General features: G+C 70.7%; 19 protein-coding genes and 1 tRNA gene. 7 read left to right on the forward strand and 13 right to left on the reverse strand.

Annotated elements, in window-relative coordinates:
* Nucleotides 1-155: 155 nt before the first annotated feature.
* The 8 genes from WMF11_RS21380 to WMF11_RS21415 form a co-directional block, all read right to left on the reverse strand.
* Entirely contained in the window at nucleotides 156-1,556 is a 1,401-nt protein-coding gene (locus WMF11_RS21380; RefSeq protein WP_437978724.1) for a tetratricopeptide repeat protein, read from the reverse strand.
* A gap of 100 nt (nucleotides 1,557-1,656) precedes the next feature.
* Nucleotides 1,657-2,181 carry a hypothetical protein gene (locus WMF11_RS21385; RefSeq protein WP_437978725.1) on the reverse strand — a complete coding sequence of 175 codons (525 nt, stop codon included), beginning with the start codon at nucleotides 2,179-2,181 and terminating at the stop codon, nucleotides 1,657-1,659.
* Between the two features lie 65 nt (nucleotides 2,182-2,246).
* The gene (locus WMF11_RS21390; protein WP_437910363.1) at nucleotides 2,247-3,251 is read right to left on the reverse strand and encodes a collagen-like protein; all 1,005 of its coding nucleotides are present in this window, start codon (nucleotides 3,249-3,251) and stop codon (nucleotides 2,247-2,249) included.
* 334 nt (nucleotides 3,252-3,585) lie between these two features.
* Nucleotides 3,586-4,950, reverse strand: a complete 1,365-nt coding sequence (locus tag WMF11_RS21395; RefSeq protein ID WP_437910365.1) for a M16 family metallopeptidase — start codon at nucleotides 4,948-4,950, stop codon at nucleotides 3,586-3,588.
* Nucleotides 4,947-6,389 carry a M16 family metallopeptidase gene (locus tag WMF11_RS21400; RefSeq protein WP_437978726.1) on the reverse strand — a complete coding sequence of 481 codons (1,443 nt, stop codon included), beginning with the start codon at nucleotides 6,387-6,389 and terminating at the stop codon, nucleotides 4,947-4,949. The genes WMF11_RS21395 and WMF11_RS21400 overlap by 4 nt, the downstream gene beginning before the upstream one ends.
* A 23-nt stretch (nucleotides 6,390-6,412) precedes the next feature.
* The gene (locus WMF11_RS21405; RefSeq protein ID WP_437554312.1) at nucleotides 6,413-7,060 is read right to left on the reverse strand and encodes a hypothetical protein; all 648 of its coding nucleotides are present in this window, start codon (nucleotides 7,058-7,060) and stop codon (nucleotides 6,413-6,415) included.
* Nucleotides 7,061-7,140: 80 nt separating this feature from the next.
* Nucleotides 7,141-8,943, reverse strand: coding sequence for a translation elongation factor 4 (lepA, locus tag WMF11_RS21410; protein WP_437554314.1), 1,803 nt, complete (start codon nucleotides 8,941-8,943; stop codon nucleotides 7,141-7,143).
* A 255-nt stretch (nucleotides 8,944-9,198) separates the two neighbouring features.
* Nucleotides 9,199-9,408 (reverse strand): ribbon-helix-helix domain-containing protein, encoded by a 210-nt coding sequence (locus WMF11_RS21415; protein WP_012236467.1) that lies wholly within the window; start codon nucleotides 9,406-9,408, stop codon nucleotides 9,199-9,201.
* Nucleotides 9,409-9,722: 314 nt separating this feature from the next.
* On the opposite strand from WMF11_RS21415, the gene WMF11_RS21420 reads away from it, so the two are divergent.
* The 3 genes from WMF11_RS21420 to WMF11_RS21430 all read left to right on the forward strand — a co-directional run bounded on the left by WMF11_RS21420 (nucleotide 9,723) and on the right by WMF11_RS21430 (nucleotide 12,728).
* Nucleotides 9,723-10,580, forward strand: coding sequence for a hypothetical protein (locus tag WMF11_RS21420; RefSeq protein WP_437554316.1), 858 nt, complete (start codon nucleotides 9,723-9,725; stop codon nucleotides 10,578-10,580).
* A gap of 1 nt (nucleotide 10,581) precedes the next feature.
* Nucleotides 10,582-11,361: a hypothetical protein gene (locus tag WMF11_RS21425; RefSeq protein WP_437978727.1), complete on the forward strand. Its 780-nt coding sequence runs from the start codon at nucleotides 10,582-10,584 to the stop codon at nucleotides 11,359-11,361.
* Nucleotides 11,362-11,588: 227 nt separating this feature from the next.
* The gene (locus tag WMF11_RS21430; protein WP_437978728.1) at nucleotides 11,589-12,728 is read left to right on the forward strand and encodes a pseudouridine synthase; all 1,140 of its coding nucleotides are present in this window, start codon (nucleotides 11,589-11,591) and stop codon (nucleotides 12,726-12,728) included.
* On the opposite strand, the gene WMF11_RS21435 is transcribed toward WMF11_RS21430, so the two are convergent.
* Together WMF11_RS21435 and WMF11_RS21440 are read right to left on the reverse strand one after the other, a co-directional pair.
* Nucleotides 12,640-13,803, reverse strand: a complete 1,164-nt coding sequence (locus WMF11_RS21435; protein ID WP_012236471.1) for an AAA family ATPase — start codon at nucleotides 13,801-13,803, stop codon at nucleotides 12,640-12,642. The two genes, WMF11_RS21430 and WMF11_RS21435, sit on opposite strands and share 89 nt — an antisense overlap.
* Nucleotides 13,804-13,978: 175 nt before the next feature.
* Nucleotides 13,979-14,053 (reverse strand) — tRNA-Gly (locus tag WMF11_RS21440).
* Between the two features lie 411 nt (nucleotides 14,054-14,464).
* Here WMF11_RS21440 and WMF11_RS21445 point away from each other — a divergent pair.
* Nucleotides 14,465-15,694, forward strand: coding sequence for an FHA domain-containing protein (locus tag WMF11_RS21445; RefSeq protein ID WP_437554323.1), 1,230 nt, complete (start codon nucleotides 14,465-14,467; stop codon nucleotides 15,692-15,694).
* A gap of 112 nt (nucleotides 15,695-15,806) precedes the next feature.
* Here the strand turns inward: WMF11_RS21445 and amrB are convergent, their stop codons facing one another.
* Nucleotides 15,807-17,075, reverse strand: coding sequence for an AmmeMemoRadiSam system protein B (amrB, locus tag WMF11_RS21450; RefSeq protein WP_437978729.1), 1,269 nt, complete (start codon nucleotides 17,073-17,075; stop codon nucleotides 15,807-15,809).
* 289 nt (nucleotides 17,076-17,364) lie between these two features.
* On the opposite strand from amrB, the gene WMF11_RS21455 reads away from it, so the two are divergent.
* Nucleotides 17,365-17,967, forward strand: coding sequence for a YkgJ family cysteine cluster protein (locus tag WMF11_RS21455; RefSeq protein ID WP_437910372.1), 603 nt, complete (start codon nucleotides 17,365-17,367; stop codon nucleotides 17,965-17,967).
* 10 nt (nucleotides 17,968-17,977) lie between these two features.
* Here the strand turns inward: WMF11_RS21455 and WMF11_RS21460 are convergent, their stop codons facing one another.
* Nucleotides 17,978-20,152 carry a RelA/SpoT family protein gene (locus WMF11_RS21460; RefSeq protein WP_437554329.1) on the reverse strand — a complete coding sequence of 725 codons (2,175 nt, stop codon included), beginning with the start codon at nucleotides 20,150-20,152 and terminating at the stop codon, nucleotides 17,978-17,980.
* A 259-nt stretch (nucleotides 20,153-20,411) separates the two neighbouring features.
* On the opposite strand from WMF11_RS21460, the gene hemW reads away from it, so the two are divergent.
* Entirely contained in the window at nucleotides 20,412-21,659 is a 1,248-nt protein-coding gene (gene hemW, locus WMF11_RS21465; protein ID WP_437910373.1) for a radical SAM family heme chaperone HemW, read from the forward strand.
* Nucleotides 21,660-21,740: 81 nt separating this feature from the next.
* Complete coding sequence (locus WMF11_RS21470) at nucleotides 21,741-22,682, forward strand: pyridoxal-phosphate dependent enzyme (RefSeq protein WP_437978730.1); 942 nt, start codon at nucleotides 21,741-21,743, stop codon at nucleotides 22,680-22,682.
* A 60-nt stretch (nucleotides 22,683-22,742) separates the two neighbouring features.
* Here WMF11_RS21470 and WMF11_RS21475 read toward each other — a convergent pair whose 3' ends face one another.
* The gene (locus WMF11_RS21475; protein ID WP_437978731.1) at nucleotides 22,743-23,513 is read right to left on the reverse strand and encodes a carbon-nitrogen hydrolase family protein; all 771 of its coding nucleotides are present in this window, start codon (nucleotides 23,511-23,513) and stop codon (nucleotides 22,743-22,745) included.
* Between the last annotated feature and the right edge of the window lie 9 nt (nucleotides 23,514-23,522).

Consider the following 23,522-nt stretch of genomic DNA (forward strand, 5'->3'; position numbering starts at 1 on the left):
ACCTTCTGGAATAACACAGGTCGTCGTCCAGGGTCACGTTCGCGCCATGCAAAAGTGAACGGGGACCGACGGCATGAAATGGCGTAGAAGCCCCGCCATCCCCCGCGCCCTGCATTTGCGACGTTTGCGACGTTTGCGACGCTTCGCGGCGAAAGCTAGCGAGGACCCGAGCTCGCGGCGGCGGGCTCCTGCAGAGACCGCCGCTCGGCCGGCCGGCCTGGAAGCGCGCCGCCGTCGGCCTTGTCCGTCTTGTCGGTCGTGTACGTCTTGCCGAGCGGCGTGCCCGTCGCCTGCGCGAGCTGGCTGCCCCGCGGATCGTCCGGGAACGCGTCGAGGAACTTGCGGACGTGGTGGCGCGACTCCTCGGCGATGCCCGCACGGAACGTCAGGAGCGCGAGGTTGTAGCGCGCATCGGCGCTCCTGGGCTCGGCCTTCAGGGCGGCGAGGTAGCCTTGACGTGCGCTGTTGTAGTCGCCGCGCTTGTCGGCGATGAGCGCGAGGTTGTAGAGCACCTCGGCGTCCGAGGGATCCTGCTCGGCGAGCGGCGTGAGGCGCGCCTTCGCCCCGTCGAGATCTCCGGCCAGGATCGCGAGCGCCCCCGCGAGGAGCTGCGCCTTCCGGCCGGCGCCGGCCTCGATCGCGCGATCCGCCTCGGCCCTGGCCTCGGCCTGGCGACCCGCGCGCTCGAGCGCAAGCGCGAGCGCATAGCGGAGCCGCGACGGGTCGCCGCCCTCCTCCAGCGCGGCCCGCGCCTCGGCCTCGGCACGCTCGGGGCGGCCGGCGACGGCGAGCGCCTCGGCCAGGACCGCGCGCGTGCCGCTCTGCTCCGGGCACCGCTCGCGCGCGGACTCCGCGTCGCGGAGGGCGGCGCCAGCGTTGCGGGCGTGCAGCCTCGCCTCGGCGCGCAGCGCGAGGCAGGCGCACGTGGCCGGCGCGGCGGGCGCGGCGGCGGCGGGGTGCATCCTCAGGCAGCGCGCCGCGACGCCGTCGAGCTCGTCGAGCTTGCGCCGCTCGCGGAGCGGCCTCGTGAGCTCGTCGATCGCGCGCAGGTGTGCGCCGTCGCGGCGCAGCGCCGCCCACCACATCCGCTCGCGCGACCCGAGCAGGGGCGCTGCGCCGTTCAGCTGGACGACGCCGAGGCCGATCACGGCGATCGCGGCCCCCATGCGCCGGTGCTTGAAGCTCGATCCGAGCCAGCGCTCCGCGGCGGCGGCGGCGAGGGTCGCGAGCGCCGCCCACAGGGGAACGGCGACGAACACGACCCCCTGCGCGAGCGGCGCGCGAGGCCCGCGGTAGTAGAGCGTGGCCGCGAGCGCTGCGGCGAGCGCGATCCACAGCAGCGCCGCGCCGTTCCTGGCGAGCCGGGTATCGAGCCGCACGGCGAACCACGCCGACAGACCGAGCGCCGCGGCGAGCGCGGCCGCCGAGAGCGATCCCGAGAGGGCGAGCGCGCCGGCCGGGAGCGGCTCAGGCGAGAGCCACGTGGGCGCGATCGCCAGGACCACGAGGTGCAGCGCGCGGGAGAGGTGCAGGGCGAGCTCGGCAAGCCAAGGCACGGCGTGACCTTAGCCCACCGCCCATCGCGGACCAAACGGCGGAGAGGCATCGTTGCATCACGGCCTCCGTGGCGAGGGCGCGCTCACAGCCACGGCGCGCTCACGGCAGGGTCATCTCGATCTCGACGGAGACGCGCGTTCCGGGCGGCGGCACGACGAGCTCGAGCGGCATCATCCGGAGGCATTGCGCCGCGTCGGGACGATCCATCCCTCGTACTTCGCTGATGCCGCGGGCGATCTCGTTCCCGGACGCATCGAAGGTCATGTTGAAGATGTACCTGGCGCGCGCCGGAGCCGGGTTCTTCCTGAGCGAAGGCTCCCAGCACTGCTTCACGAAGAGCGATCGGCGCCCTTCGAGCCCCTTGGCGGCATCCCCCTCGACACGCTTGTAGAGCTCGCTCGTCACAGGCGAGGCCCCTACCGACGCGGGGTGAGGCACAGGCAGCGAAGGAGCGGGCGCGCCCGCGGTCGCAGGCAGCGCGCCCGCGCGCGCTGTCGAGGGCTCCACGCTGGCCGACGGAAGCGCAGGTGGCGGCGGCGGACGCTGCAGCCCGAGGTAGAGCCCTGCTGCGATGAAGAGGCTGCCTAGCAGGATCGCCGCCGGGATCATCAGCTCCTTCTGCATGGTGGCGATCGGAGGGCAGGCGCCGCCCGCCTCGCGGCGCGCGAGGTTGGCCGCCCGGCCCGACCTTACTGCATCGAGACGACAGCGGAGGTGTACGAATAGTCGTTGTTGGTCCAGAAGGGGCTATCGGACTTCCCGCATAGGCCGACGTTGTACTGGCCTGGGGGCGGCGACAGCACTGCGCTCAGCCCCATGGTGATGCGGGTGTGCGCCGGGACCTGGACCGCATAGACGCCCGTCCCCTCTGGGCTGAGCTCCCCGAGAGGCGAGAGCTGCTGAGAGCAGATCCAGAGGTGGAGCTGGTCCGCCGGGGTCGACGCGGCGCCGAGCGCCTTGTTGGAGACGACGACGACGCGCTGCCCCGAGGCGGTCACGCTCACGGTCGCGGGCGCAGCCAGGAACTGCAGCGATTTCTGAGGGGCGGCACCCGCGGCGGAAACGTAGGTGCTCGAGATGACACCAGGAGGTCCCTGCGGCCCCTCCGCCCCCGGGGGCCCGGCGGCGCCAGGCGGCCCAGGCGGCCCAGGCGGCCCAGCCGGACCGCTCGGACCGAGCGGGCCGGCCGCGCCGGGCGGGCCCGCCGGCCCCGGCGCGCCCTGCAGGCCGATCGGATCGCCGACCCACACGCCGCTGCTGTCGATGACGAGGCGACCGCCGATGGAGATCGAGTTCGGCGTGATGTCCCCCGCGACGTTGCTGGCCTGGAGCGCATACGGAACGCTCGCGATCTTGGCGCGGGGCACCATCTCGGGGTCGTCCCCCACGGTGATCCCCAGGTAGCGCGCCGCGCCGTCGAAGACCGGCTTGTCGACGGGCGCGAGCTCGCCGAGGTCGACCGAGAAATAGCCTTGGTCGAACGTGATGGTGTGGAGCTCGCTCCAGACGGGCACGGGCGCGTCGGGCGCGTCGTAGAACGCGAACACCACGTCGAGCGTGTCGTCGATGGGCTGGCCCACCGAATCGAAGAGGCGACCCTGGTGGGTGATCGTGACGGGGACCGCCGCGGCAGCGGGCCCGGACAGCGCGGTCACCGCCGCAAGGACCGGCGCGTGGATGGTTCGTGCCTTCATCGCGAGCTCCCCTCGTTCGCCCTCGCGAGCCGGCGCAAGGTGCGCCGTGGCAGGCATCGCGCGGCGCGCGCTGAGCGATCGCGGCCGGAGGCGCCGGTGATCCTGGAGCGGGCCGCGATCCCTGCCGCGATCTCGCGAAGGAGCAGCGCCTTGGATGCCAGCGGCCGATGGGCGGTTCCGATCGCGCTCCCGGTCGTCCGACGCCGCTCGGACAGGCCGCCGGCGTCGCCAGCGCCGAGGCCTCGCCGCCGCGGGGTGAGACCGCCCGAGACGGCGCGCGCCCGGGTCTCGCGGCCTGCGCGCCGCGACGTGATCGCCCTCGGCGCGGCGCCGGCTACTCGAGATCGTACGGCTCGACCTTCACCTCGGCCAGCTTCGGGACGGCCGCGGCGATCGCCTCGCCGATCTCTTCATGCGTGCCGACGACGCCAATCACCAGATCGTCCTCCGAGATCCGGCGCCGCACCGCGGCGTTCGCCTCCGCTAGCGTGACGTCCTCGATCCGCTTCAGGTAGGTCTCGTGGTACCCCTCCGGCAGATCGTACAGGAGCTCGTCGAGCTTCTGGTGCACGCGCTTCCTCGCGGTGTCGATCTCGAACGCGTGCGAGCGGACGAGGTAGCGCTTCACGAACGTGAGCTCGTCCTCGGTGATCCCATCGCGCCGCAGCGCCTCGAGCAGCCCGAGCTGCAGGGAGAGGCAGGCGGCGGCGTCCTGCGCCGCGGGCGCGGTCCACATGGTGAACGCGTCGCGGTGCCGATCGAAGCCCGCGCGCGACGAGGCGCCGTAGGACCAGCCACGCTTCGCGCGTACCTCCTGCATCAGCCGCGACGAGAAGGTGCCTCCGAAGGCGGTGTTCGCGACCAGGAGCGCCATGTGATCGGGGTCGTGGGCGTCGGTGCCGAGCCCGCCGATGACCATCTGCGTCTGCGTCCGCTCGGGTTTGTCGACGAACACGAGGCAACGCCCGGGCCTCGCTCCGGGATCCGTCACCGGATCCGGGATCGCCTCGCCCTCGGGCAGGCCGGACAGGAGGCGCTCGGCGACCCCATGCGCCTCGCCGGGCTCGATGTCGCCCGAGATGGCGACGATGGCGTTGCGCCGGGTGTAGTGCCGCGCATAGAACGCGGCGACGTCGTCGCGCGTGATCTCCCGCAGCGTCGGGATGGTCCCCGCGATGCGGCGGCCGTAGGGGTGCCCGGCGAACAGGGTCCGCCGGAAGGCGCGGCTGCAGAGCGAGCGATCGCTGTCGCGCGCCTCGATGAGCTCAGCCTCGGCCTCCCGCAGGAGCCGCGCGAGCTCGGGCGGCGAGAACGTGGGGCGCGCGAGGAGCGTGGCCCCGAGCTCGACGAACCGATCGAGCGAGCGCTTGATCACCTCGAAATGCACTGTCGTCGCGCTCGTCGCCACGTCGGTGCCGAACTCCCCGCCGAGCGCGTCGATCGTCTCCTCGATCTCGTTCGCGCTGTAGCCCTCCGCGCCGCGGCGGAGCATGCGCGCCGTGATGCGCGCGAGCCCCTCGCGCCCGGCCGGATCGTGCGCCGAGCCGGAGGAGAACGCGACCACGATGCTGACGATGGGGAGCGCGTGGCTCGTCTCCACGAGCACCGCGCCGTCGCGGGGCGCCACGCGACCGCCCGTCGCTCCCCTGCCCTGCCCCTCGGCGCCCCAGGCGAGGCCGCTCTTCACGCTCTGGCTCACGATGCCTCCTCGCTCTCCGCGTCCGTCCCGTCCTCGTCGTCCTCGTCGCTTGTCCCGTCCGGGATCACGTGGATCACCGTCCGCGCCGAGCTCACCAGGTAGCGCCGCGCCACACGCAGCAGATCCCCCACGGTCGCCCGCCGGTAGGCGGCGAGCCGCTCGAACAGGGCGGCGGGATCGCCGAGCACCGTCTCGTAGAAGCCGATCTGCTCTGCCTTGCCGGCGACGGTCTCGAGCCCTTGCAGGACCGAGAGCTCGATGCGCGCCTTCGCGCGATCGAGCTCCGCCTCGGTAACGGGGGCGCGGCGCACCGCCTCCAGGAGCGGCTCGAGGGCCGCGAGCAGCGCCTCGCCGGTGTGCTCGCCGCGGGCCGAGAGATAGATGTCGTAGAGCGCAGGATCGCGGAACGAGCCGACCCAGCCCCGGACCTCGCTCGCGATCTCCTGCTCCTGAACGAGCGCCCGGTGCACGCGCGACGACCGACCGGAGAAGAGGATCTCGTTCAGCAGGGCGAGGGGCGCGTGGTCGAAATCGCCGAGCGCCGGCGAGTGATAGCCGATCGCGACCTTGTGCGTGGCGGTCGGCTTCACCACCTCGGCGCGGCGCTCCGCGATCTGCGGCGGCTCGGGGCACACCTCTTCGACCGGGATCTTCGAGGGCTCCTGCGCGCCGTAGTGGTCCTGCACCCCGCGCAGCGCCTCGTCGAGCGCGACGTCGCCGACGATGACCAGCGCCGCGTTGTTGGGGGCGTAGTACGTCCGGTAGAACTCGACGCAGTCCTCGGTCGTGAAGCCCTTGATGTCCTCCATCCAGCCGATGGTCGGCCACCCGTAGGCGTGCTTGGTGAACGCCTCCTTGTAGAGCAGCTCGCTCACCGCCCCGTCGACGTCGTCGTCGACCCGCTGCCTCCGCTCGTTGGCGACGACCTCCTTCTCGCTCGACACCTGCGGATCGCGGAGGACGAGCCGCGCCATGCGCTCCGCCTCGAGGCGGAGGGTGAGCGCGAGCGCGTCCTTCGGCAGGTTCGTGTGGTAGTAGGTCCAGTCGAGGAACGTCGCCGCGTTCGTCTCGGCGCCGGCCTCCTCGAGCATCCGGTCGAACGCGCCGTGGGCGACGCTCTCCGTCTCGCCGAACATGAGGTGCTCGAAGAGGTGGGCGATGCCGGTCTTGCCCACGCGCTCATGGCGCGAGCCGACGCCGAACCAGGTCTGCAGGCAGACCACGGGCGCCGAGGGGTCGACGAGCACGAGCACCTTGAGCCCGTTCCCGAGGGCGAAGCGCTCGACGCGCATCGTCGGACCGAACGCGACGGTGGCGTCGTGGTGGAGCCGGGCGAGCGGCGGGCGTTCGCGGTTCAGCTCGACGAGCATCTCGGCGAGCGGACCCATTCGAGGGAGGGTGTTGGCGTCGGGGACCGAGTAGGCAAGCGTCTCCTGCATGGCAGGCGCAGCCCATACCACGCTCAGCGCCGCGGCGCTGCGTGGCACAGGACGTCGCTCGGATCCCGCGTCGACTGGTGGCACTCCCATCGGTCGTCGTGGCAGGAGACGACGAGGATCCCCGCGTCGTACGCCTCCTTCAGAGAGGAGCCTGCCCGCTGCGCGAGCAGGTTGGACGGGGTGCGCTCGGTGCACCCCTTGCCCATGTCGACCTCGATCTTCCTGTTCCCCTTGGTCGCCTTGGCGGGGTTCGGCGGGGTCTTGCCCTTGTCGGCGGTGCGCACCGCCGCGGCGAGCTTCGGCAGGATGCCCTCGAGGTAGGCCTTGTCGACGAGCGGGTCGGTCGACCGCGGCGACACCATGGCGAGCGTGTACTGGATCGCCATCATCTGCTGCTCCGCCGGCGCGCTCGGCTGGATCGGCCCGCTCGACCCGATCGGGATCGGCCGCGGCGGCAAATCCCGCTTCGCGGCCTCCGTGGCCGCGGGGGCCGCCGCGGCGCTCGGGGCCGGCGCCGCGCTGTCCGCGCCCGACGGCGCGGAGGCTGAGGCGGACGCTTGAGGCGCCGTGGCGCGCTGATCGTCGCACGCGAGGACGGCGAGGCCGAGGGCGAGGGCGAAGGCAGGGGACGCCGCGCGGAGCTCGCGCGGCCGGACGGGGGCGGGCTGCATGGGCGGCTTATACGAGCGCGCGCCGCGCGCCGCCACGCTCGCGTGGCCGCGCGGCGCGCGGTGACCGGCGCCCCCGCGCGTCAGTCGATCTTCAGGATGGCGAGGAACGCCTCCTGCGGGATCTCGACGCTCCCGACCATCTTCATCCGCTTCTTGCCCTCCTTCTGCTTCTCGAGGAGCTTGCGCTTGCGGCTGATGTCGCCGCCATAGCACTTGGCGGTCACGTCCTTGCGCATCGCCTTCACGGTCGTCCGCGCGATGACCTTCGACCCGATCGCCGCCTGGATCGCGACCTCGTACTGCTGGCGCGGCACGATGTCCTTGAGCTTCACCGCGAGATCCCGGCCCCGGGCGTACGCCTTGTCGCGGTGCACGATGACGCTGAGGGCGTCGAGCGGGTCGCCGTTCACCAGCATGTCCAGCTTGATGAGATCGTCGGCGCGGTACCCGACGAGCTCGTAGTCCATCGACGCGTAGCCGCGCGACACGCTCTTCAGCTTGTCGTGGAAGTCGAAGAGCACCTCGCTGAGGGGCATGTCGTAGGTGATGATCACGCGGTCGGACGAGGCGTACTGGATCGACTTCTGCTCCCCGCGCCGCTCCTGGCACAGGGCGAGGACCGCGCCGACGTACGTCGACGGAACGTGGACGGTCATCCGGAAGATCGGCTCCTCGATGCGATCGGTGAGGTTCGGCGGCGGGAGCTTCGCGGGGTTCTCGATCGACTTCATCGAGCCGTCGTTCAGGTAGCAGTGGTAGACGACGCTCGGCGCGGTCGTGATGAGGTCGAGGTTGTACTCGCGCTCCAGCCGCTCCTGGATGATCTCCATGTGGAGCAGGCCGAGGAAGCCGCACCGGAAGCCGAACCCGAGCGCCTCGGAGGTGTCGGGCTCGAAGACGAACGCGGCGTCGTTCATGTGGAGCTTCGACAGGGCGTCGCGGAGGTCCTCGTACTGGGCCGAGTCCGTCGGGAAGATCCCGGCGAAGACCATCGGCTTGACCTCCTTGAAGCCGGGAAGCGGCGTCGTCGCCGGGTGGACGGCGTCGGTCACCGTGTCGCCGATCTTCGTGTCGACGACGCTCTTGATGTTGCCGACGAGGAAGCCGACCTCCCCTGGCCCGAGCTCGGTGATGGCGGTCGCGTGGGGCGTGAACACGCCCATCTCCGTGACCTCGTAGTCGCGGCCGGTCGCCATGAAGCGGACCTTCTGGCCCTTCCGGATGATGCCGTCGACGACGCGCACCATGACGACCGCGCCGCGGTAGCTGTCGTACCAGCTGTCGAAGATGAGGGCGCGGGGCGCCGCGTTCAGGTCGCCCTTCGGCGCCGGGATGCGCGCGACCACCGCCTCGAGGATCTCCGCGATGCCGATCCCCGTCTTGGCGCTGGCGGGGATGGCGCCGGAGCAGTCGAGGCCGATGACGTCCTCGATCTCGCGGGTCGTCCGCTCGACGTCGGCCGAGGGGAGGTCGATCTTGTTGAGGACCGGGAGGATCGCGAGGTTGTTGTCCAGGGCGAGGAAGACGTTCGCGAGGGTCTGCGCCTCGACGCCCTGGGTGGCATCGACGACGAGCAGCGCGCCCTCGCACGCCTGGAGGCTGCGCGAGACCTCGTAGTTGAAGTCGACGTGCCCGGGCGTATCGATGAGGTGTAGCCGGTACGTCTGGCCGTCCTTCGCGGTGTAATCCAGGCGAACGGTCTGGGCCTTGATCGTGATCCCCCGCTCGCGCTCGATGTCCATCTTGTCGAGGAACTGCTCCTTCTGCTCGCGGGCGGTGAGCGCCCCGGTCGCGTCGAGGATGCGGTCGGCGAGCGTGGACTTGCCGTGGTCGATGTGGGCGATGATCGAGAAGTTGCGGATGAGCTTGGAATCAACAGGCATAGCGAGCTTCAGGGCGCGGCGACCTGACCAGCGTTAGCGGCCGCAGCACGCGGCCTCGATCGAAATGCGAGGGAGCGGACGGGAACGTCCGGGCCCCTCCGGGGGGAGCGAGCCGCGGCGCGCGGCTCTACGAGCGCCGCGGGAAATGGTGGACCGCGGCGTGGCTGCTCCTAGCGCGACCCGCGCCGCGAAGCTATCCACGAGCGACCGGCGCCCAGCATCCCAGGCCCAGAGCCTTGCGGCCCCCGGCGCCGGTCATTTCTTCGGGATCGGCGGCGCGGCGACCGGCGGGCTCTCCAGGGACATCTGCCCTGGCAGCACGTGCTCGTAGTGCTTGAGGACCATATCTATCCCTTCGCGGATGTAGACGGCGATCGGGACCTTGGTGCGTTCGTGCAGGATCTTCAGCCGCTCGGCCTGCTCGGGCGTGATGTAGATGGTCGTCGAGACTTTCTTCCGCGACATGTCACGCCCGGGGGGGTAACCCGCCAGTCTCGAAGGGTACGACTGACAAGACGTTACCCTAGATGCCGGTACGTATGATGTCAATCGGAATGGCTCCACCGCGCTCGCCGGGGTTCGGGGATCGGCCGGGCTGGGCCGCGGGTCGCGTCCGTCGTCCGTCGCGTCCGTCGCGTCCGTCGCGTTTAGTGGGCTTCTTGATGTGCGCGCGGGCCGCGGTCTAGACTGCGGCTTGAAGCTGGTCCGCGTCGGGACGGCTCGCCCGGCGCGTCGAGCTTCTGTCCCGAGGGTTCCGGGCTGGCCGGAGGAATCTCTTGATGACGCGATTCCCGCTCACCTGGCGGTCGTCCAGGTGCTCGCTTGTGGCCCTGATCACCATTTCGGTCGCCTCCTGCGCGTCCTCGACGCCGGAACCCTCGAGCGCGAAGGGCTCCGCCAGCGAACGGGACACGGCGGTCGTCCACGAGCCCTGCGACAAGGACTCCGCCTCTGCGGAGAAGGTCGATGTGAACGGCGACCGGATACCCGACATCATCCACGTGAAGCAAGACGGCCGGGAGGTCTGTCGGGTCGTCGATCTGAACCTGGACGGCGCGATCGACGCCTTCATCTACTACGACGGCAAGGGGGTGGAGCGGCGGCGCGAATCGGACTTCGACCGCGACGGGCGGGCCGACGAGATCGCTCACTACGAGCGCGGCGCCGTCGTGTTGAAGGAGCGCGAGACCAACTTCGACGACAAGCTCGACACCTGGGACTACTACGAGGGTCCGCGCCTCGCGCGCCGCGAGCGCGACTCCGACGGCGATGGGATCGTCGACCAGTGGTGGCAGTTCAACAACCCGAACGACGCGAAGTGCGCGGTCGTGGCGAGCGATCAGAACGCCGACGGCAAGGCCGATCCCGGAAGCGTGGTGGATCTCTGCGCCGAATCGTACGGCGCGCCGAGAGCGCCCGTGCCCCCGCCGGGCGGCGCCACGCCCCCGGAGGGTGGGGCGGGCGCAGGGCAGCCTGCGGCCGCCGGGGCGCCGAACGCCGCAGCTGCCCCCGCCGCGGGCGCGGCTGCATCGACGACCGCCGCGCCCACCGCTGCCCCCGCCGGCGCGGCTGCATCGGCGACCACAGCGCCCGCGGGCTCCGTGCCTGGCCAGCCGGCCGCCAAGAAGGGACCGTGACATGAGGAGACAAGCGCACATCGCGCTGGCCACGCTCAGCCTGCTCGGCGTGGCGTGCGGCTCGGATCCAGGGTTCGAAGGCGCGAAGGCGCCGAGGGTCGAGGCGGCTCGCAACGCCGACGGCAGCATCGACGATCGCTCGATGTGCGACTGGAAGGGCAAAGAAGATCGCGAGACGAGCGAGACCGCCGGGCCAGGCGCGATCCAGCCCAACGTGAGGCGCGTCTGGCAGATCGTGGGCACCGGCGAAGACCGCCAGAGGGCGCTCGTCTGCCGCGAGATCGACACCAACTTCGACGGGGTGAAGGACGTCGTCCGCAAGTACAACGACAAGGGCGAGAGCCTTCACGAGGAGTCCGACTCGAACTACGACGGCCGGATCGACACATGGCTCACGTTCGCCGGTGGAAGGCTGGCCGAGGTGAAGGTCGACTCCGATCGCGACGGCAACCCCGACGAGTGGAAGTACTACAGCGGCGGCAAGCTCGCGCGCATCAAGCGCGACACGAACCGCGACGGCAAGCCGGACGTCTGGGAGATCTACCGCATGGGGCGGCTCGAGCGGATGGGCGTGGACATCGACGCCGACGAGCGGGTCGATCGGTGGGATCACGACAACGAGCTGAAGCGCCGCTTCGAGGACGACGAGCGCAAGAAAGAAGAGGAGGCCACCGCTGCAGCCGCGAAGAAGGCTGCGGAAGATCAGGCGGCCGCGGACAAGGCGAACGAGGCCGCGGGCGAGAGCGGGAGCGCGGCGCCCCCCAGCGACAAGAAGAAATAGAGCGCGCCTCCTTCGAGCCGAGGTGGGGTCAACCTCGCCCCCTGCCCTGACGGCGCAAGCGCGCACAGGTGCTCCTGCCGCCGCAGGCGTTCGCCAGGGCAGGCGCGCCGGCGTAGGCCTCGGATCCCAGGTGCGTACCGCCCAGGTCGGTCGACGCGGCGCGAGGGGCGTGCTTATCAGTGCCGTCGGCCGACACCATCGCGTCGGCGTAGGTCCCCGAGCACACCATGGAAGAACGTCTGCAGAAGATCATCTCGCGCGCCGGCGTCGCCTCGCGCCGCGCATCGGAGGAGCTCATCCTCGCCGGGCGGGTGCGCGTGAACGGGCGCGTCGTGACCGAGCTCGGCTTGAAGGCCGACCGGCAAAAGGACCGCATCGAGGTCGACGGCAAGCGCCTCGTCTCCGAGGCGCCGGTCTATGTCGCGCTGCACAAGCCGCGGAACGTCGTCTCGACGCTGCGCGATCCCGAGGGGCGCCCGACGGTCGCCGACCACGTGCGCGGCACGGGCGCGCGGCTCTACCCCGTGGGTCGGCTCGACTTCGCGACGAGCGGCATCCTCCTCATGACGAACGACGGCGACTTCGCCAACGCGCTGCTCCATCCGCGCGGCGGCGTGCCGAAGACCTACGTCCTGAAGGTCCAGGGCGTCATGAGCGACGACGATCTCACGCCGTGGCGCGAGGGGATCCGACTCGAAGATGGCGTCACGCTGCCGGCCGAGGCGCGGCTGCTCCGCCACGAGGGCGACAAGACGTGGATCGAGGTGACCCTCCGCGAGGGCCGCAACCAGCAGATCCGGCGCATGGGCGAGGCGACCGGCTGGCCCGTGATGCGCCTGGCCCGGACGACGTTCGCCGGCGTGAGCTCGGAAGGACTCCGGCCGGGAGAGTGGCGCGCCTTGACGGTGGATGAGCTCCTCCACATCCGCGAGGCGTTCGGCGTGCCCAAGCGGATCCGCGGCGCGATGATGGGCGCGTCGTCGGGTCCGGTCGACCACCGCCGCACGGCCAGCTCGGCCCGGTCAGGCGCGAAGGCGTCACCTCGGCCTACACAGGAAGCCGGTGGTGCGGCCGCGCGCGGCCGGGGACCGGCACAGCCGAGGGTTCGCTCCAGAGCCAACGCCGACGCCCCGAGCGCACCTGGTCAGGGCCCGGCCGGGCGGATGGCTCGCTCCAGGACCGACGCCGCTCCGAGCACGCCTGCCCGGAGCCCGGCCGGGAGGACGGCTCGCTCCAGGACGGACGTCGCCGCGCCGGCCGCGCCCGGACCGGGCGCCGCTAGATCTGCGCGAAGCGTCCGCTCCGAAACGAAGCCTCGAGCAGCTGAGACACGCGCGCCTCGAGCTCGCGGGCGCGAGCGTCGTTGATGCCGGCGAGCGCCTGTTTGATCTCGCCGAGCGCCTTCAGCTGACTGAACAGCTGGACGTCGCCGAGCGAGGCGCCGCCCGTGAGGATCTGCCGGATCCGATCGATCTCCGCGGCGAGCGCCTCCACCCCGACGCCGAGCGCGCCGACGCGGCGGCGATCCGGGTGCTCGCGAAAGAAGGCCTCGAGCACCGGCTGCACGATGCCCTCGAGGATCGCCGCCTGATCCTGGTTGTTCCAGATGTGCTTGAGCACGAAGAAGTCGCTCGCGTCGGTCGTCTGGCGGCCATCGAGGTAAGCGCTCGCCGCGAAGAGCTTGAGCATCTTCACGACACGACGATCCGAGAGCGATATCCCTTCGGCGCGGATCTGGAACACCAGCCCCTTGTAGGCCGATAGGAACGCATCGCCGAAGTTCATCCGCGCGCCGAACCCTCGGCCGAGCTCGGCGAGCTCGCGCGCCGCGACGAGCGGGCGAAGCGGCTCGCCGGCCATGTGCCGGATCTCCTGCTGGATGCCGCGCTGGAGCAGCTCGCTGAAGTGGTAGGCGTCGAGGTTGTCGGACTGCACCCGCAGGAGGAAGCGGTCGAAGATCGCGGTCAGCGTCTCGTCGCCGGGCACCTCGTTCGAGGCAGCGAAGACGCTGATGAGCGGGCAGCGGAGCACCTGGCCGCCGCTCGCGAACTTGCGCTCGTTCAGCAGCGTGAGCAGCGCGTTCAGGATGGCGCTGTTCGACTTGAAGACCTCGTCGAGGAAGACGATCTCCGCCTCGGGGAGCATCCCCGAGGTGTTCCGGCGGTAGACCCCCTCGCGAAAAGCACCGATGTCGACCGGACCGAAGATCTCGTTCGGCTCGGTGAAGCGCGTGAGCAGGTACTCGAAGTACCGCGCCTGCATCAGCTCTGCGAGCGTGCGGATGAGCGCGCTCTTCGCGGTCCCCGGCGGGCCGAGGAGCACGCAGTGCTCGCCCGCGACGACCGCGATCATGAGCAGGCGGATGATCTCGTCCTTGCCCAGGAACTGCCGCTCGAGGCTATGGGCAAGCAGGCGCAGGCGCTCGTGGAGCGGAGCGGACATGAGGCGAATCCTCGTATCACAGGCCCGCCGCCTGGCGCATCGCCCCGTGCGTTCCCACGACGCCACCGCGCCGAGCGGTTGAGCAAAACGTTGAGCGAAACGTTGAACAAAACACAGAGGCCGGTGGGTCACACCGGCCTCGCAGGGTCTGCTCGCTGTCGCAGAGCCTATGTCGTGGAGCGGGAGACGGGATTTGAACCCGCGACGTCAACCTTGGCAAGGTTGCACTCTACCACTGAGTTACTCCCGCAGATGTCAATCACTTAATTCAGAAACCACATCTGACGGCGTTTGTCAGAAAAATCCTGATTCGCGCCGGGTCATCACCGGAGGTTCGCTCCGTCGATGCGTGGCGGATGAGTACCAATCGGCGTGGTGGGAGTCAAGCTCTCAACAACAAAACCTCAAAACTTCCGTCGCCGGCAGGTTGCACGGCCGCTCTGGTCGAGTATTGTGTGGCCATTGCGAGCGAGGGGGCTCGCCAAGCAGCACCGCGCACGGTGCCGCTCACAAAAGCCTTCGCGTTCGCGACAGCGGCACCGTGTGGGGGGCTCTTACATCATAAGGGTGCCCGCCACTCGGCGCGCTCTTGGTTGGCCTGGGTCGACCAGGCAGGTCCTTTGGACTTGGGGGGAGCATGAACGAACAGACTGCTTTGCGAGTGGACGTTGCGGAGACAACGGCGCCGGTCCTTCAGAAAGAGTACCGGTCCGGAGTCCACGCCAAGCGACAGGATGACGACGGCGGGTGGGGGCTCGTCCTGATCGGGCTCGACGCTCCGCCGCGGATCGTGAGCCTCATGGACGGCGCCGTGATCGGCAGCGCCGCGCGCGACGGGCGCATCGAGGGCGAAGGGATCGCGCCGGAGCACGCGAAGATCAGCGTCCGTTCGGACGGTTGCTACATCGAGGACATGGACACCCACGACGGCACGTGGGTGAACGGCGTCCGCGCCCGGCGCATCGGCGTGATGCACGGCGACGTGGTGCGCCTCGGGCATCAGCTCGGGGTCTTCGTCGAGCGGCACCTCGCGCTGTACGACGGCGCGCCGTCTCGGCTCGGCCCGCTGGTGTTCGGCTCGAAGCAGCGCAAGGACTGGATCGACCCGGTGATGAAGCTCGTGCAGTCGGGCTCCAGCGTCTGCATCGAGGGCGCGCCCGGGGTCGGGAAGCGGACGCTGGCTCGCCTCGCCGCAGCGGTGCGCGAGGGCCTGGGTGAGACGCTGGTCATCGACGGCAGCGCCGAGACGAAGCCGGCCATTCCGCCGGGCGCGCGACCGATGACATGGCTCGTCCTCGACGCCGATCGCCTGCCGCGCCCGCAGCAGCTGGAGATCGCGCACTCGGTCGGTCGCTCGAACGGCGTCAGCATCATCGCGACGACCGGACAGCCGCTCGACCGTGCCGCCGGCGACGGGCGCGTCGCGCCGTGGTTCGCTTCGCTCTTCTCTGGCAAGCGGATCACGATCCCGACGCTCGAGATGCGGCGCGAGGACGTGCCGCTCATCGTGCGCGACATCGCGGAGCGCAACGCGATCGGCCTCGACCGCTTCACCCCGCAGCTCCTGGAGGCGCTCGTCCGCGCCGGCTGGCCGGGCGGCGTGCCGCAGCTCGAGTCCGCCATCGTGACCGCAGCCCAGGCTGCGCCGGACGGCCCGCTCTCCGTCACGCCGATCGCGGGATCGCTCGCGCGCGGCCCGCGGGTGAAGCCGAACCTCCCGCCCGCGACGGATCCTTCGCTCGCGCGCGCCCGCCTCGAGGACGCCCTCGCCCGGGCCAACGGCTCCGTCGCGTCGGCTGCGCGTGCCCTGGGCATGTCGCGGCAGGCGATCTACCGCGAGGCCGACCGGCTCGGCCTCGACATCGCGCGCCGCAGGGTCCCGCGCGGCTGAGTGACGCCCCTTTCACGACCGGGAGCCCTGCGTCGCGCCAGCGCGGGGGGCTCTCGGCGCGCTCGATGACGAAGCGCCAGCGCGCGCCAGGCGGACATCCAGGCGCGGCTCTTCAACCGTAAAATCCGAGAGACGTATGGCTGACGATCGATCCCTCCTCGGGGTCGACGCACTGCTCGTAGTGCAGCATCTCGCCGCGCGACGACGGCGGGAGCGCGCGCAGCAACGTGTAGATGGGGCCGAGGCCGCAGACGCGACGGCTGGCGAGGTCCCGAGCAACGTCGACGAAGAAGCCCGGCGCGTCGATCGACGTCGCGCGCTCGATCGAGGCGAGATCGCGGTCGCGCAGCGCCGTCCGCTGCCGCTCGTCCAGGGGCGCGGGATCACCGAAGCGCGGGCCGACGTGGGCGAGGTCCGCTCCTGCGATGACGAGGACGCGACCGGGGCGCTTCGCCAGGGCGTCGCGGAGCGCCCTCAGGAACGACTCGGCACCATCGTCTTGCGCGGGGTCGCGACGCCGCGCCTGACACTCCGAGAGGCCGCAGAGGATGGGTACGATCGACGCCGCGCGGCCGCCAAGGAGGTGCCGCACGAACACGGCCTGAAATTCGATCGAGTGCTCGTTCTTGTGCAGGTACTGGTCCTCGCGCACGTCGAAGCGGCTCGCCGCCGCGAGCTCCGCGATCATCTCTCGATCCGGATCGAGAGGACCGAGCGGCGTCGCGAACGTCTTCTCGCAGACGGCGTACGGACGGCGCATCGCGGCGTGCGACGTCCCGAGCAGAACGAACGTGTCGACCTGCTCGAGCCCTGGACCCGCCAGCGCCTGCTCCAGCGCAGCATAGGCATGCCCGTAGCCCGCCGCGGCGCGCCAGAGATCCATGTGCGGCGCGCAGAGCCCGACCATGCGTGTTGGCGCGCTTTGCGACGCTGCAGCGCGCGTCGCTCCGCCCTGCGGCCGCGCGACCTGGAGGCACTTTCGCTCGATGAAGTCGGCGAGCTTCCGTCGATCGCCGTGGTACGCGCCGCCCGCGTGCGCGGCCACCCGGATCGGCGCCGCGTCGAACGATTGCACGACGCTCCGCCGGCGCGCGTGGAATCGCGGGCTGTCGAGCATCCACGCGCGTTCCAGCTCGTCGGCCAGCTGCGACACGTGGGCGGCGTCCACGTGCTGGCCCGTCGACCGGGCGACGTCACGCGCGATCTCGTCGATCGATCGCCTCCCGTCGAAGCGCGCGAGCACGGCAGCGCTCGCGGCGGGAACGACGACCGGAGACGGCGCGATGCCCTCGGTGTCGCGCAACGTCAACGCGCGGCCATGGCGCTCATCCTGGATGACGACGATCTCAAGGGCTCGAAGCTTCGGGCGCAGCACCGGCATCCAGCGCGAGAATAGCGCGTGCGCGCTCGCCGCCCAGCGCGCGGCCTCGCGCATCCGAGAACAGCGCCGACGCCCCCCGCGGTCGCAGCGGCAGCTCGCTCCAGAACGGACGGCGCTGGTGCCCTGCGTCAGAGCGCCCGTCAGGATGGCGGATTGCTGCTTCGCAGCGGCGCCGCGTGGCACTAGGGTCGCTGCTTGAAGCTCCGCCCTGCTCCGCACCCCTCCCCTGGCATCGCGGCCGCTTCGGGCTGGCAGTACGTCCGATCACCACGAGAGCGCCTCCGAACGAATGCGTCGAACCACGCCCCTCGATCCACCCGTCCGTGAAGCCGATCTGCTCATCGAGCTCTCGGCCGTGTACCGCGAGGCGGAAGAGGTCTTCAGTGGCTGGACGTGCGAGGCCTCGACCGAGTGCTGTCGGTTCGGCATCACGGGCCGCGAACCGTACGTGACGTCCGTCGAGCTCGCTGCCGTCCGGCGCGCGATCGCGGCTCGCGGGGGCCGCCGAGCGCTCGAGGGGATCGTGCGAGCGGACGGGGCGGGAGCGCTTGAGTCGGGGGCGCCCGCCAGCGGTCCGAGCCGGCGACGCGCGCTGCCGCAGGCGTCGGAGCGGCGGTGCCCGATGCTCACCGACGCCGGCCGCTGCGCGATCTACGCCGCGAGGCCCCTCGGGTGTCGCACGTTCTTTTGTGATCGCGCCTCCGCTGGATCCCCGGTCCGCCACCACGACGTGACCCGGCTCGTCCGCAAGGTGCAGGAGATCGCCGCGCGACACGAGCCGGGGGGCGACCTCGGCCGTCCGCTCACCCGCGCCCTGGCGGAGGCTGGACCGAGCGCCGCGGGCGCGCCGCCCAGGACGAGCAGCGCGGCGCGCGCTCGCCGCGGCCGCTGAGGCCCGCCGCTCAGGTCCGCTCGACGGCCATCACGCCGGGGATCCGCTGCAGCCGCCGGATCACGCTCTTCAGCTGCGCGAGGTCGGAGCACAGGAACGTGAACGTGTTCATCGCCCGACCGTCGTCGCCCGCGCGACAGGTCGCCTCGCTGATGTTGATGCCCTGCTCGTGGAACGTGTGGCCGACCGTCGCGAGGATGCCCGGCCGGTTCGCCGTCATCACCTTGATCTGCACGGGGCGGTTGATCTTCGCGCGCGCGTCCCAGGAGATCTCCACGCGGCGCTCCGGGTCCGTGTCGAACGCCTTGGCGCAGTTGCGGCGGTGGACGGTGATGCCGCGGCCGCGCGTGATGAAGCCGACGATCTCGTCGCCTGGGAGCGGGTTACAGCACTTCGTGTAGCGGACGAGGACGTCGTCGATGCCGTTCAGCCGGATGCCGTGGCTGTCGCGCCCGGTGACCTTGCGGACGAGCGACTCGATGCGCCCCTCCTTGATCGACTCGGGCGGCGGGGTCGGCGTGCCCTTCTCGTTCTCCTTGGGCGTGGGCGCGAGGAACTCGCACACCGCGCGGACGCTCACCTTGCCATAGCCGACCGAGATGAAGAGCTCGTCGGCCGAGGTGACCCCGAAGCGCTCCATGACCTTGCGCAGCTCGCCCTCGTGCTTCGTGAGGCGACTCAGGCTCATGCTCCGCTGGTGCATCTCCTTCTCGAGGAGCTCACGGCCGAGCTTGAGCGACTTCTCCCGCTGCTCCGTGCGCAGGTAGTTGCGGATCTTCGAGCGCGCGCGGCTGGACGTGACGTAATCGAGCCAGTCCTTCGAAGGGTGCTGGCTCGGGTTGGTCATCACCTCGACCACGTCGCCGTTCCGGAGCTTCGAGCGGAGCGGGACGATGGCGCCGTTGACCCGCGCCCCCGAGCAGTGCTCGCCGACCTGCGTGTGGATCGCGTACGCGAAGTCGATGGGCGTCGAGCCGCGGGGGAAGACGCGCACGTCCCCCTTCGGCGTGAAGACGTACACCTCGTCCTGGAACAGGTCGACCTTGACGCTCTCCAGGAACTCGGCCGGATCCTTGAGCTCCTTCTGGAACTCCATCAGCTGGCGGAGCCAACCGAACCGTGCGGCGTCCTTCGGGTCGATGCCGCCGGAGTTGTTCTCCTTGTACTTCCAGTGCGCCGCGATGCCCTGCTCCGCGACGCGATGCATCTCGTGGGTGCGGATCTGGATCTCGATCCGCTCGCGCCCGGGCCCGATGACCGTCGTGTGCAGCGACTGGTACATGTTCGGCTTGGGCAGCGCGACGTAATCCTTGAAGCGGCCGGGTACCGGGGTCCACTGCGAGTGGATCACGCCGAGCGTCGCGTAGCAGTCCGCCACCGACTCGACGAGCACGCGAAACGCGATGACGTCGTAGACTTGATCGAAATCGCACTGCTGCGCCTGCATCTTGCGCCAGATCGAGTAGAGGTGCTTCGCGCGGCCGGTGACGTCGACCGCGAACCCCTGCTCCGCGAGCTTGCCCGCGAGCACCTTCGAGACCTCGTGGATGTACTTGTCCCGCTCCTTCGCTGTCGTCTTGACCTTCTGCGAGAGGTCCGACCAGGCTTCCGGCTCGATGTACCTGAACGAAAGGTCCTCGAGCTCGCTCTTGAAGCGCGCGATGCCGAGGCGGTTCGCGAGCGGCGCGTAGATATCCATCGTCTCCCGGGCGATCCGGTCCTGCGCCTCGGGCTTCATGAACTCGAGCGTCCGCATGTTGTCGAGGCGGTCGCACAGCTTCACGAGGAGCACGCGGATGTCCCGCGCCATCGCCACCAGCATCTTGCGGAAGTTCTCGGCTTGCCGATCTTCCTTGGAAGCGAAGTTGATCTTCGAGAGCTTCGTCACGCCGTCGACGAGGAACGCCACCTCCTGGCCGAAGCTGTTCTCGATGTCGGTGGTCGTCGCGAGCGTGTCCTCGACGACATCGTGCAAGAGCCCGGCGCAGACGCTCGCCGTGTCCAGCTTGAGCTCGGTGATGATCGCGGCGACGCTGGCCGGGTGGGAAAAGTAAGGGTCACCGCTCTTGCGGGTCTGCCCCTTGTGAGCGTCAGAGCTGTAGGCGTAGGCCCGGGCGATGAGATCGACGTCTGCCGCCGGCTGATAGGTCCGGACGCGATCGACAAGCTCCGTCAACGTCAGCATGAAGAGTTCGGTGGGCGCAATGCGCCCCCTCCCTTTCGCACGCTAACACCGCGATCTAGACCCCGCAATTGTGTCACCATGCGCGGCGCGCGCGCGCAGAGCAAGGTGCCCAGGCGCGTTGCCCGGCGCAGGGCACGCGCGCTCCGTCGCGCGTCCTCGTCGTCATCCACGCCATCCACGTCGTCCTCGTCCTCATCTCGGTTCATCTCGGAGTTTCCGCTTCGCCCGCTTGCGTCGGGTCGAATGTTGCTGCGGATTCATGAAAACCATGGAGCCGATCACCGTCTACGTCCACTTCCCCTGGTGCCTCAAGAAGTGTCCCTACTGCGACTTCGTGTCTTTCGCGAAGGCGCGGGAGGCGATCGACCACCGCGGCTATGCCGACGCCGTGCTGGCCGAGCTCCGGAAGCGGGAGGATCTGCTGGGCGAGCGCGAGCTCCGGAGCATCTTCTTCGGCGGCGGGACGCCGTCCTTGTGGGAGCCGGACGAGATGGGCAGGGTGCTCTCGGCCATCACCGCGGCTGCCGGCCGGCTGTCGCCCGACCTCGAGGTGACCGTCGAGTGCAACCCGACCTCGCTCGATGAGCAGCGGGCCCGAGCGTTCCGAGCGATCGGAGTGAACCGGCTGAGCGTCGGAGTTCAGGGCCTCGACGTCGAGCGCCTCCGGTTCCTCGGGCGCCTGCACGACCCCGACGGCGGGCTCGGCGCGCTCTCGGCGGCGATCCGGTCAGGGATGCCGCGCGTGAGCGGCGATCTCATCTACGGTGTCGCGGTCGGAACGGTCGAGGCGGCGCGGGAGCAACGCCCCGAGCACGCCGCCGCCGAGGCGCGCGCCGTGGCCTCGACGGGGGTGACCCATATCTCGGCGTACAGCCTGACGGTCGAGCCCGGCACCTCGTTCGGAGAGCTCGCGCGGCGCGGTCGCCTGCCGCTCGCCGGAGACGATGGCGTTGCGGACACGTTCTTCGCCATCGACGAGGCCCTCGAGGCCGAGGGGCTCGCCCATTACGAGGTCTCGAACTACGCGAGGCCGGGTCACGAGGCGCGCCACAACCTGGGTTACTGGCAAGGCGTCGACTACGTCGGTCTCGGGTGCGCCGCCTACGGGACGGTGTCGCGCCCCGATCCGCGCTGGGGCCTGCGCTCGGCCGGCGCGGAGGGCCATGACGGAGAAGCGTTCGCGGTCCGGTACCGGAACATCGTGAGTCCAGAACGGTACATGGCTGCGACGGCCGAAGGCGGCGACGCGATCGCCGTGGAGAGCGAGGAGCGGCTCGAGCCGGAGACAAGGCTGTCCGAGCGGATCATGCTCGGGCTGCGGCTGCGCGAGGGGCTCGATCTCGAGGCCGCCGCGGCGGCGCTCGGGGTGCCGGCGTGGCCGCCCTCGCGGCGGAGGGCCGCGGAGCGGCTCGAGCGCGCCGGCCGCCTGGAGGTGGCGGGCGGGCGGATCCGCGTCCCGCGAGCCGCCTGGGTCTTCGCCGACGGCATCGCGGCCGACCTGTTCTGAAGCAGCGCCGCGAGGGCGTCACGTGGGCGCGCGGCGCTCGCGGTGGACGCCGGGCCGGGAGCGCGCTCCGATGAGCGTCCCATGAGCCGTTTGCCTACTGTCGAGGACATCCGCGGCGCCGCCGTGCGCATCGCGCCCCACGCCCACGTGACGCCCGTCATGACCAGCCGGACGATCGACGGCATCGCAGGGGCGCGCGTCTTCTTCAAGTGCGAGAACCTGCAGCGGGTCGGGGCGTTCAAATTCCGCGGCGCGTGCAACGCGGTCCTGTCCCTCTCAGACGAGGAGGCGCGGCGCGGCGTCGCGACCCACTCCTCGGGCAACCACGCCGCCGCGCTCGCGCTCGCGGCCCGAATCCGCGGCGTCGCCGCGTACATCGTCATGCCCGAGAACGCGCCCGCCGTGAAGCGCGCCGCCGTGGAGGGCTACGGCGCCCGGGTCGTGAGCTGCGCCTCCACGCTCCGCTCGCGCGAGGAGACGGTCGCCCGCGTGATCGCCGAGACGGGCGCGATCTTCGTCCCTCCTTACAACGACCCGCGCATCATCGCCGGCCAGGGCACGGCCGCGCTGGAGCTCGCGGCCCAGGTGGACGATCTCGACGCCGTGGTCGCGCCCGTGGGCGGCGGCGGGCTGCTCTCCGGGACCGCCATCGCCACCGGCTCGCTGTCGCGCGCGCGCACGATCGGCGCCGAGCCCGAGGCCGCGGACGACGCGGCGCGATCGATGCGCGAAGGGAGGATCGTCCCCTCGAACGACCCGGTCACGATCGCCGACGGCCTCCGCACCTCGCTCGGCGAGCTCACCTTCGCGGTCCTGCGCGAGCGCGGGGTCGAGATCGTCACCGTGAGCGAAGACGACATCGTCAAGGCGATGCGCGTGGTCTGGGAGCGGATGAAGCTCGTCATCGAGCCGAGCGCGGCCGTCCCGGTGGCGGCGGTCCTGCGGCGCTTGATCCAAGGGGCGCGGATCGGCGTCATCGTGAGCGGAGGCAACGTCGATTTGACCCGGCTCCCGTTCGCCTGAGCGCGCTCGGGCGTTCGAGCCTAACCCGCGAGGGCGCGCTGGCGCTCCGCGCGCCCAGGCTCACGTGGCGCGCCGCTCTCGCGCGAAGCGCAACGTGGCGCGTACAGCGCTCGGCCCTGGGCCGGGCGGCGCCGCTGCGATCGACCGCCCTTGCGCGTCGAGGATGCGCGAGCCGCCCTGGCCGTCGAGCGCAGGGCGGGAGGGCCCCCAGTTGGCGTTCACGATCGAGATGTGATGGCGCCGGGCGAGCACGGGCAGGAGATCGGCGCGCATGTCCCCTTCCCCGGGCGAGTCGACCCACGCCGTAGGGAAGAGCAGCAGATCGGCCTCATCGAGCGCGTCGCCCGCGTCGTCGGAGACGAAGTGAACATCGAAGCAGATGGCGACGGTGAGCTTGACCCCGCGCAGCTCGAGGACCGGCGTCCCGAGATCCCCCGGCGCCGCCCAGCGCTCCGGGAACCACGGATGACGCTTGCGGTAATGGCCCACGCGCCGTCCCTCGCCGTCGAAGACGAGCAAGCTGTTGTAAAAGCGGCCCCCGCTCGCCTCGACGAGGGGGCCGGCCAGCGCGATCCCGTGCCTTCGCGCGAGCTCGGCGAGCCGCTCCGCCGACTCCCCGTCGATCGGCTCCGCGAAGCGGCGCAGATCGCTGTCCCCCCGCGGCGAGACATAGCCCGTGAGGATGAGCTCGGACAGCAGCACCAGGTCTGCCCCCGCAAGCGCTGGCGATCCGAGGAGACGGTCGATCTCGGCAAGCGCTCCCCCTCGGTCGCCGAAGCGCTGCGGCAGCTCGAGCGCGACCACGTCGAGGGAGCGATCGCTCAAGGGCACCACCGGACG

It is taken from the genome of Sorangium sp. So ce295 (assembly GCF_051527405.1).
Taxonomy (GTDB): domain Bacteria; phylum Myxococcota_A; class Polyangia; order Polyangiales; family Polyangiaceae; genus Sorangium; species Sorangium cellulosum_B.

Bases quoted from the DNA above. Each gene is read 5' to 3' on its own strand.
- WMF11_RS21385 (WP_437978725.1), bottom strand. From the start codon at position 2,181: ATGCAGAAGGAGCTGATGATCCCGGCGGCGATCCTGCTAGGCAGCCTC.
- WMF11_RS21390 (WP_437910363.1), bottom strand. From the start codon at position 3,251: ATGAAGGCACGAACCATCCACGCGCCGGTCCTTGCGGCGGTGACCGCG.
- WMF11_RS21400 (WP_437978726.1), bottom strand. From the start codon at position 6,389: ATGCAGGAGACGCTTGCCTACTCGGTCCCCGACGCCAACACCCTCCCT.
- WMF11_RS21405 (WP_437554312.1), bottom strand. From the start codon at position 7,060: ATGCAGCCCGCCCCCGTCCGGCCGCGCGAGCTCCGCGCGGCGTCCCCT.
- lepA (WP_437554314.1), bottom strand. From the start codon at position 8,943: ATGCCTGTTGATTCCAAGCTCATCCGCAACTTCTCGATCATCGCCCAC.
- WMF11_RS21415 (WP_012236467.1), bottom strand. From the start codon at position 9,408: ATGTCGCGGAAGAAAGTCTCGACGACCATCTACATCACGCCCGAGCAG.
- WMF11_RS21420 (WP_437554316.1), top strand. From the start codon at position 9,723: ATGACGCGATTCCCGCTCACCTGGCGGTCGTCCAGGTGCTCGCTTGTG.
- WMF11_RS21425 (WP_437978727.1), top strand. From the start codon at position 10,582: ATGAGGAGACAAGCGCACATCGCGCTGGCCACGCTCAGCCTGCTCGGC.
- WMF11_RS21430 (WP_437978728.1), top strand. From the start codon at position 11,589: ATGGAAGAACGTCTGCAGAAGATCATCTCGCGCGCCGGCGTCGCCTCG.
- WMF11_RS21435 (WP_012236471.1), bottom strand. From the start codon at position 13,803: ATGTCCGCTCCGCTCCACGAGCGCCTGCGCCTGCTTGCCCATAGCCTC.
- amrB (WP_437978729.1), bottom strand. From the start codon at position 17,075: ATGCCGGTGCTGCGCCCGAAGCTTCGAGCCCTTGAGATCGTCGTCATC.
- WMF11_RS21455 (WP_437910372.1), top strand. From the start codon at position 17,365: ATGCGTCGAACCACGCCCCTCGATCCACCCGTCCGTGAAGCCGATCTG.
- WMF11_RS21460 (WP_437554329.1), bottom strand. From the start codon at position 20,152: ATGCTGACGTTGACGGAGCTTGTCGATCGCGTCCGGACCTATCAGCCG.
- hemW (WP_437910373.1), top strand. From the start codon at position 20,412: ATGAAAACCATGGAGCCGATCACCGTCTACGTCCACTTCCCCTGGTGC.
- WMF11_RS21470 (WP_437978730.1), top strand. From the start codon at position 21,741: ATGAGCCGTTTGCCTACTGTCGAGGACATCCGCGGCGCCGCCGTGCGC.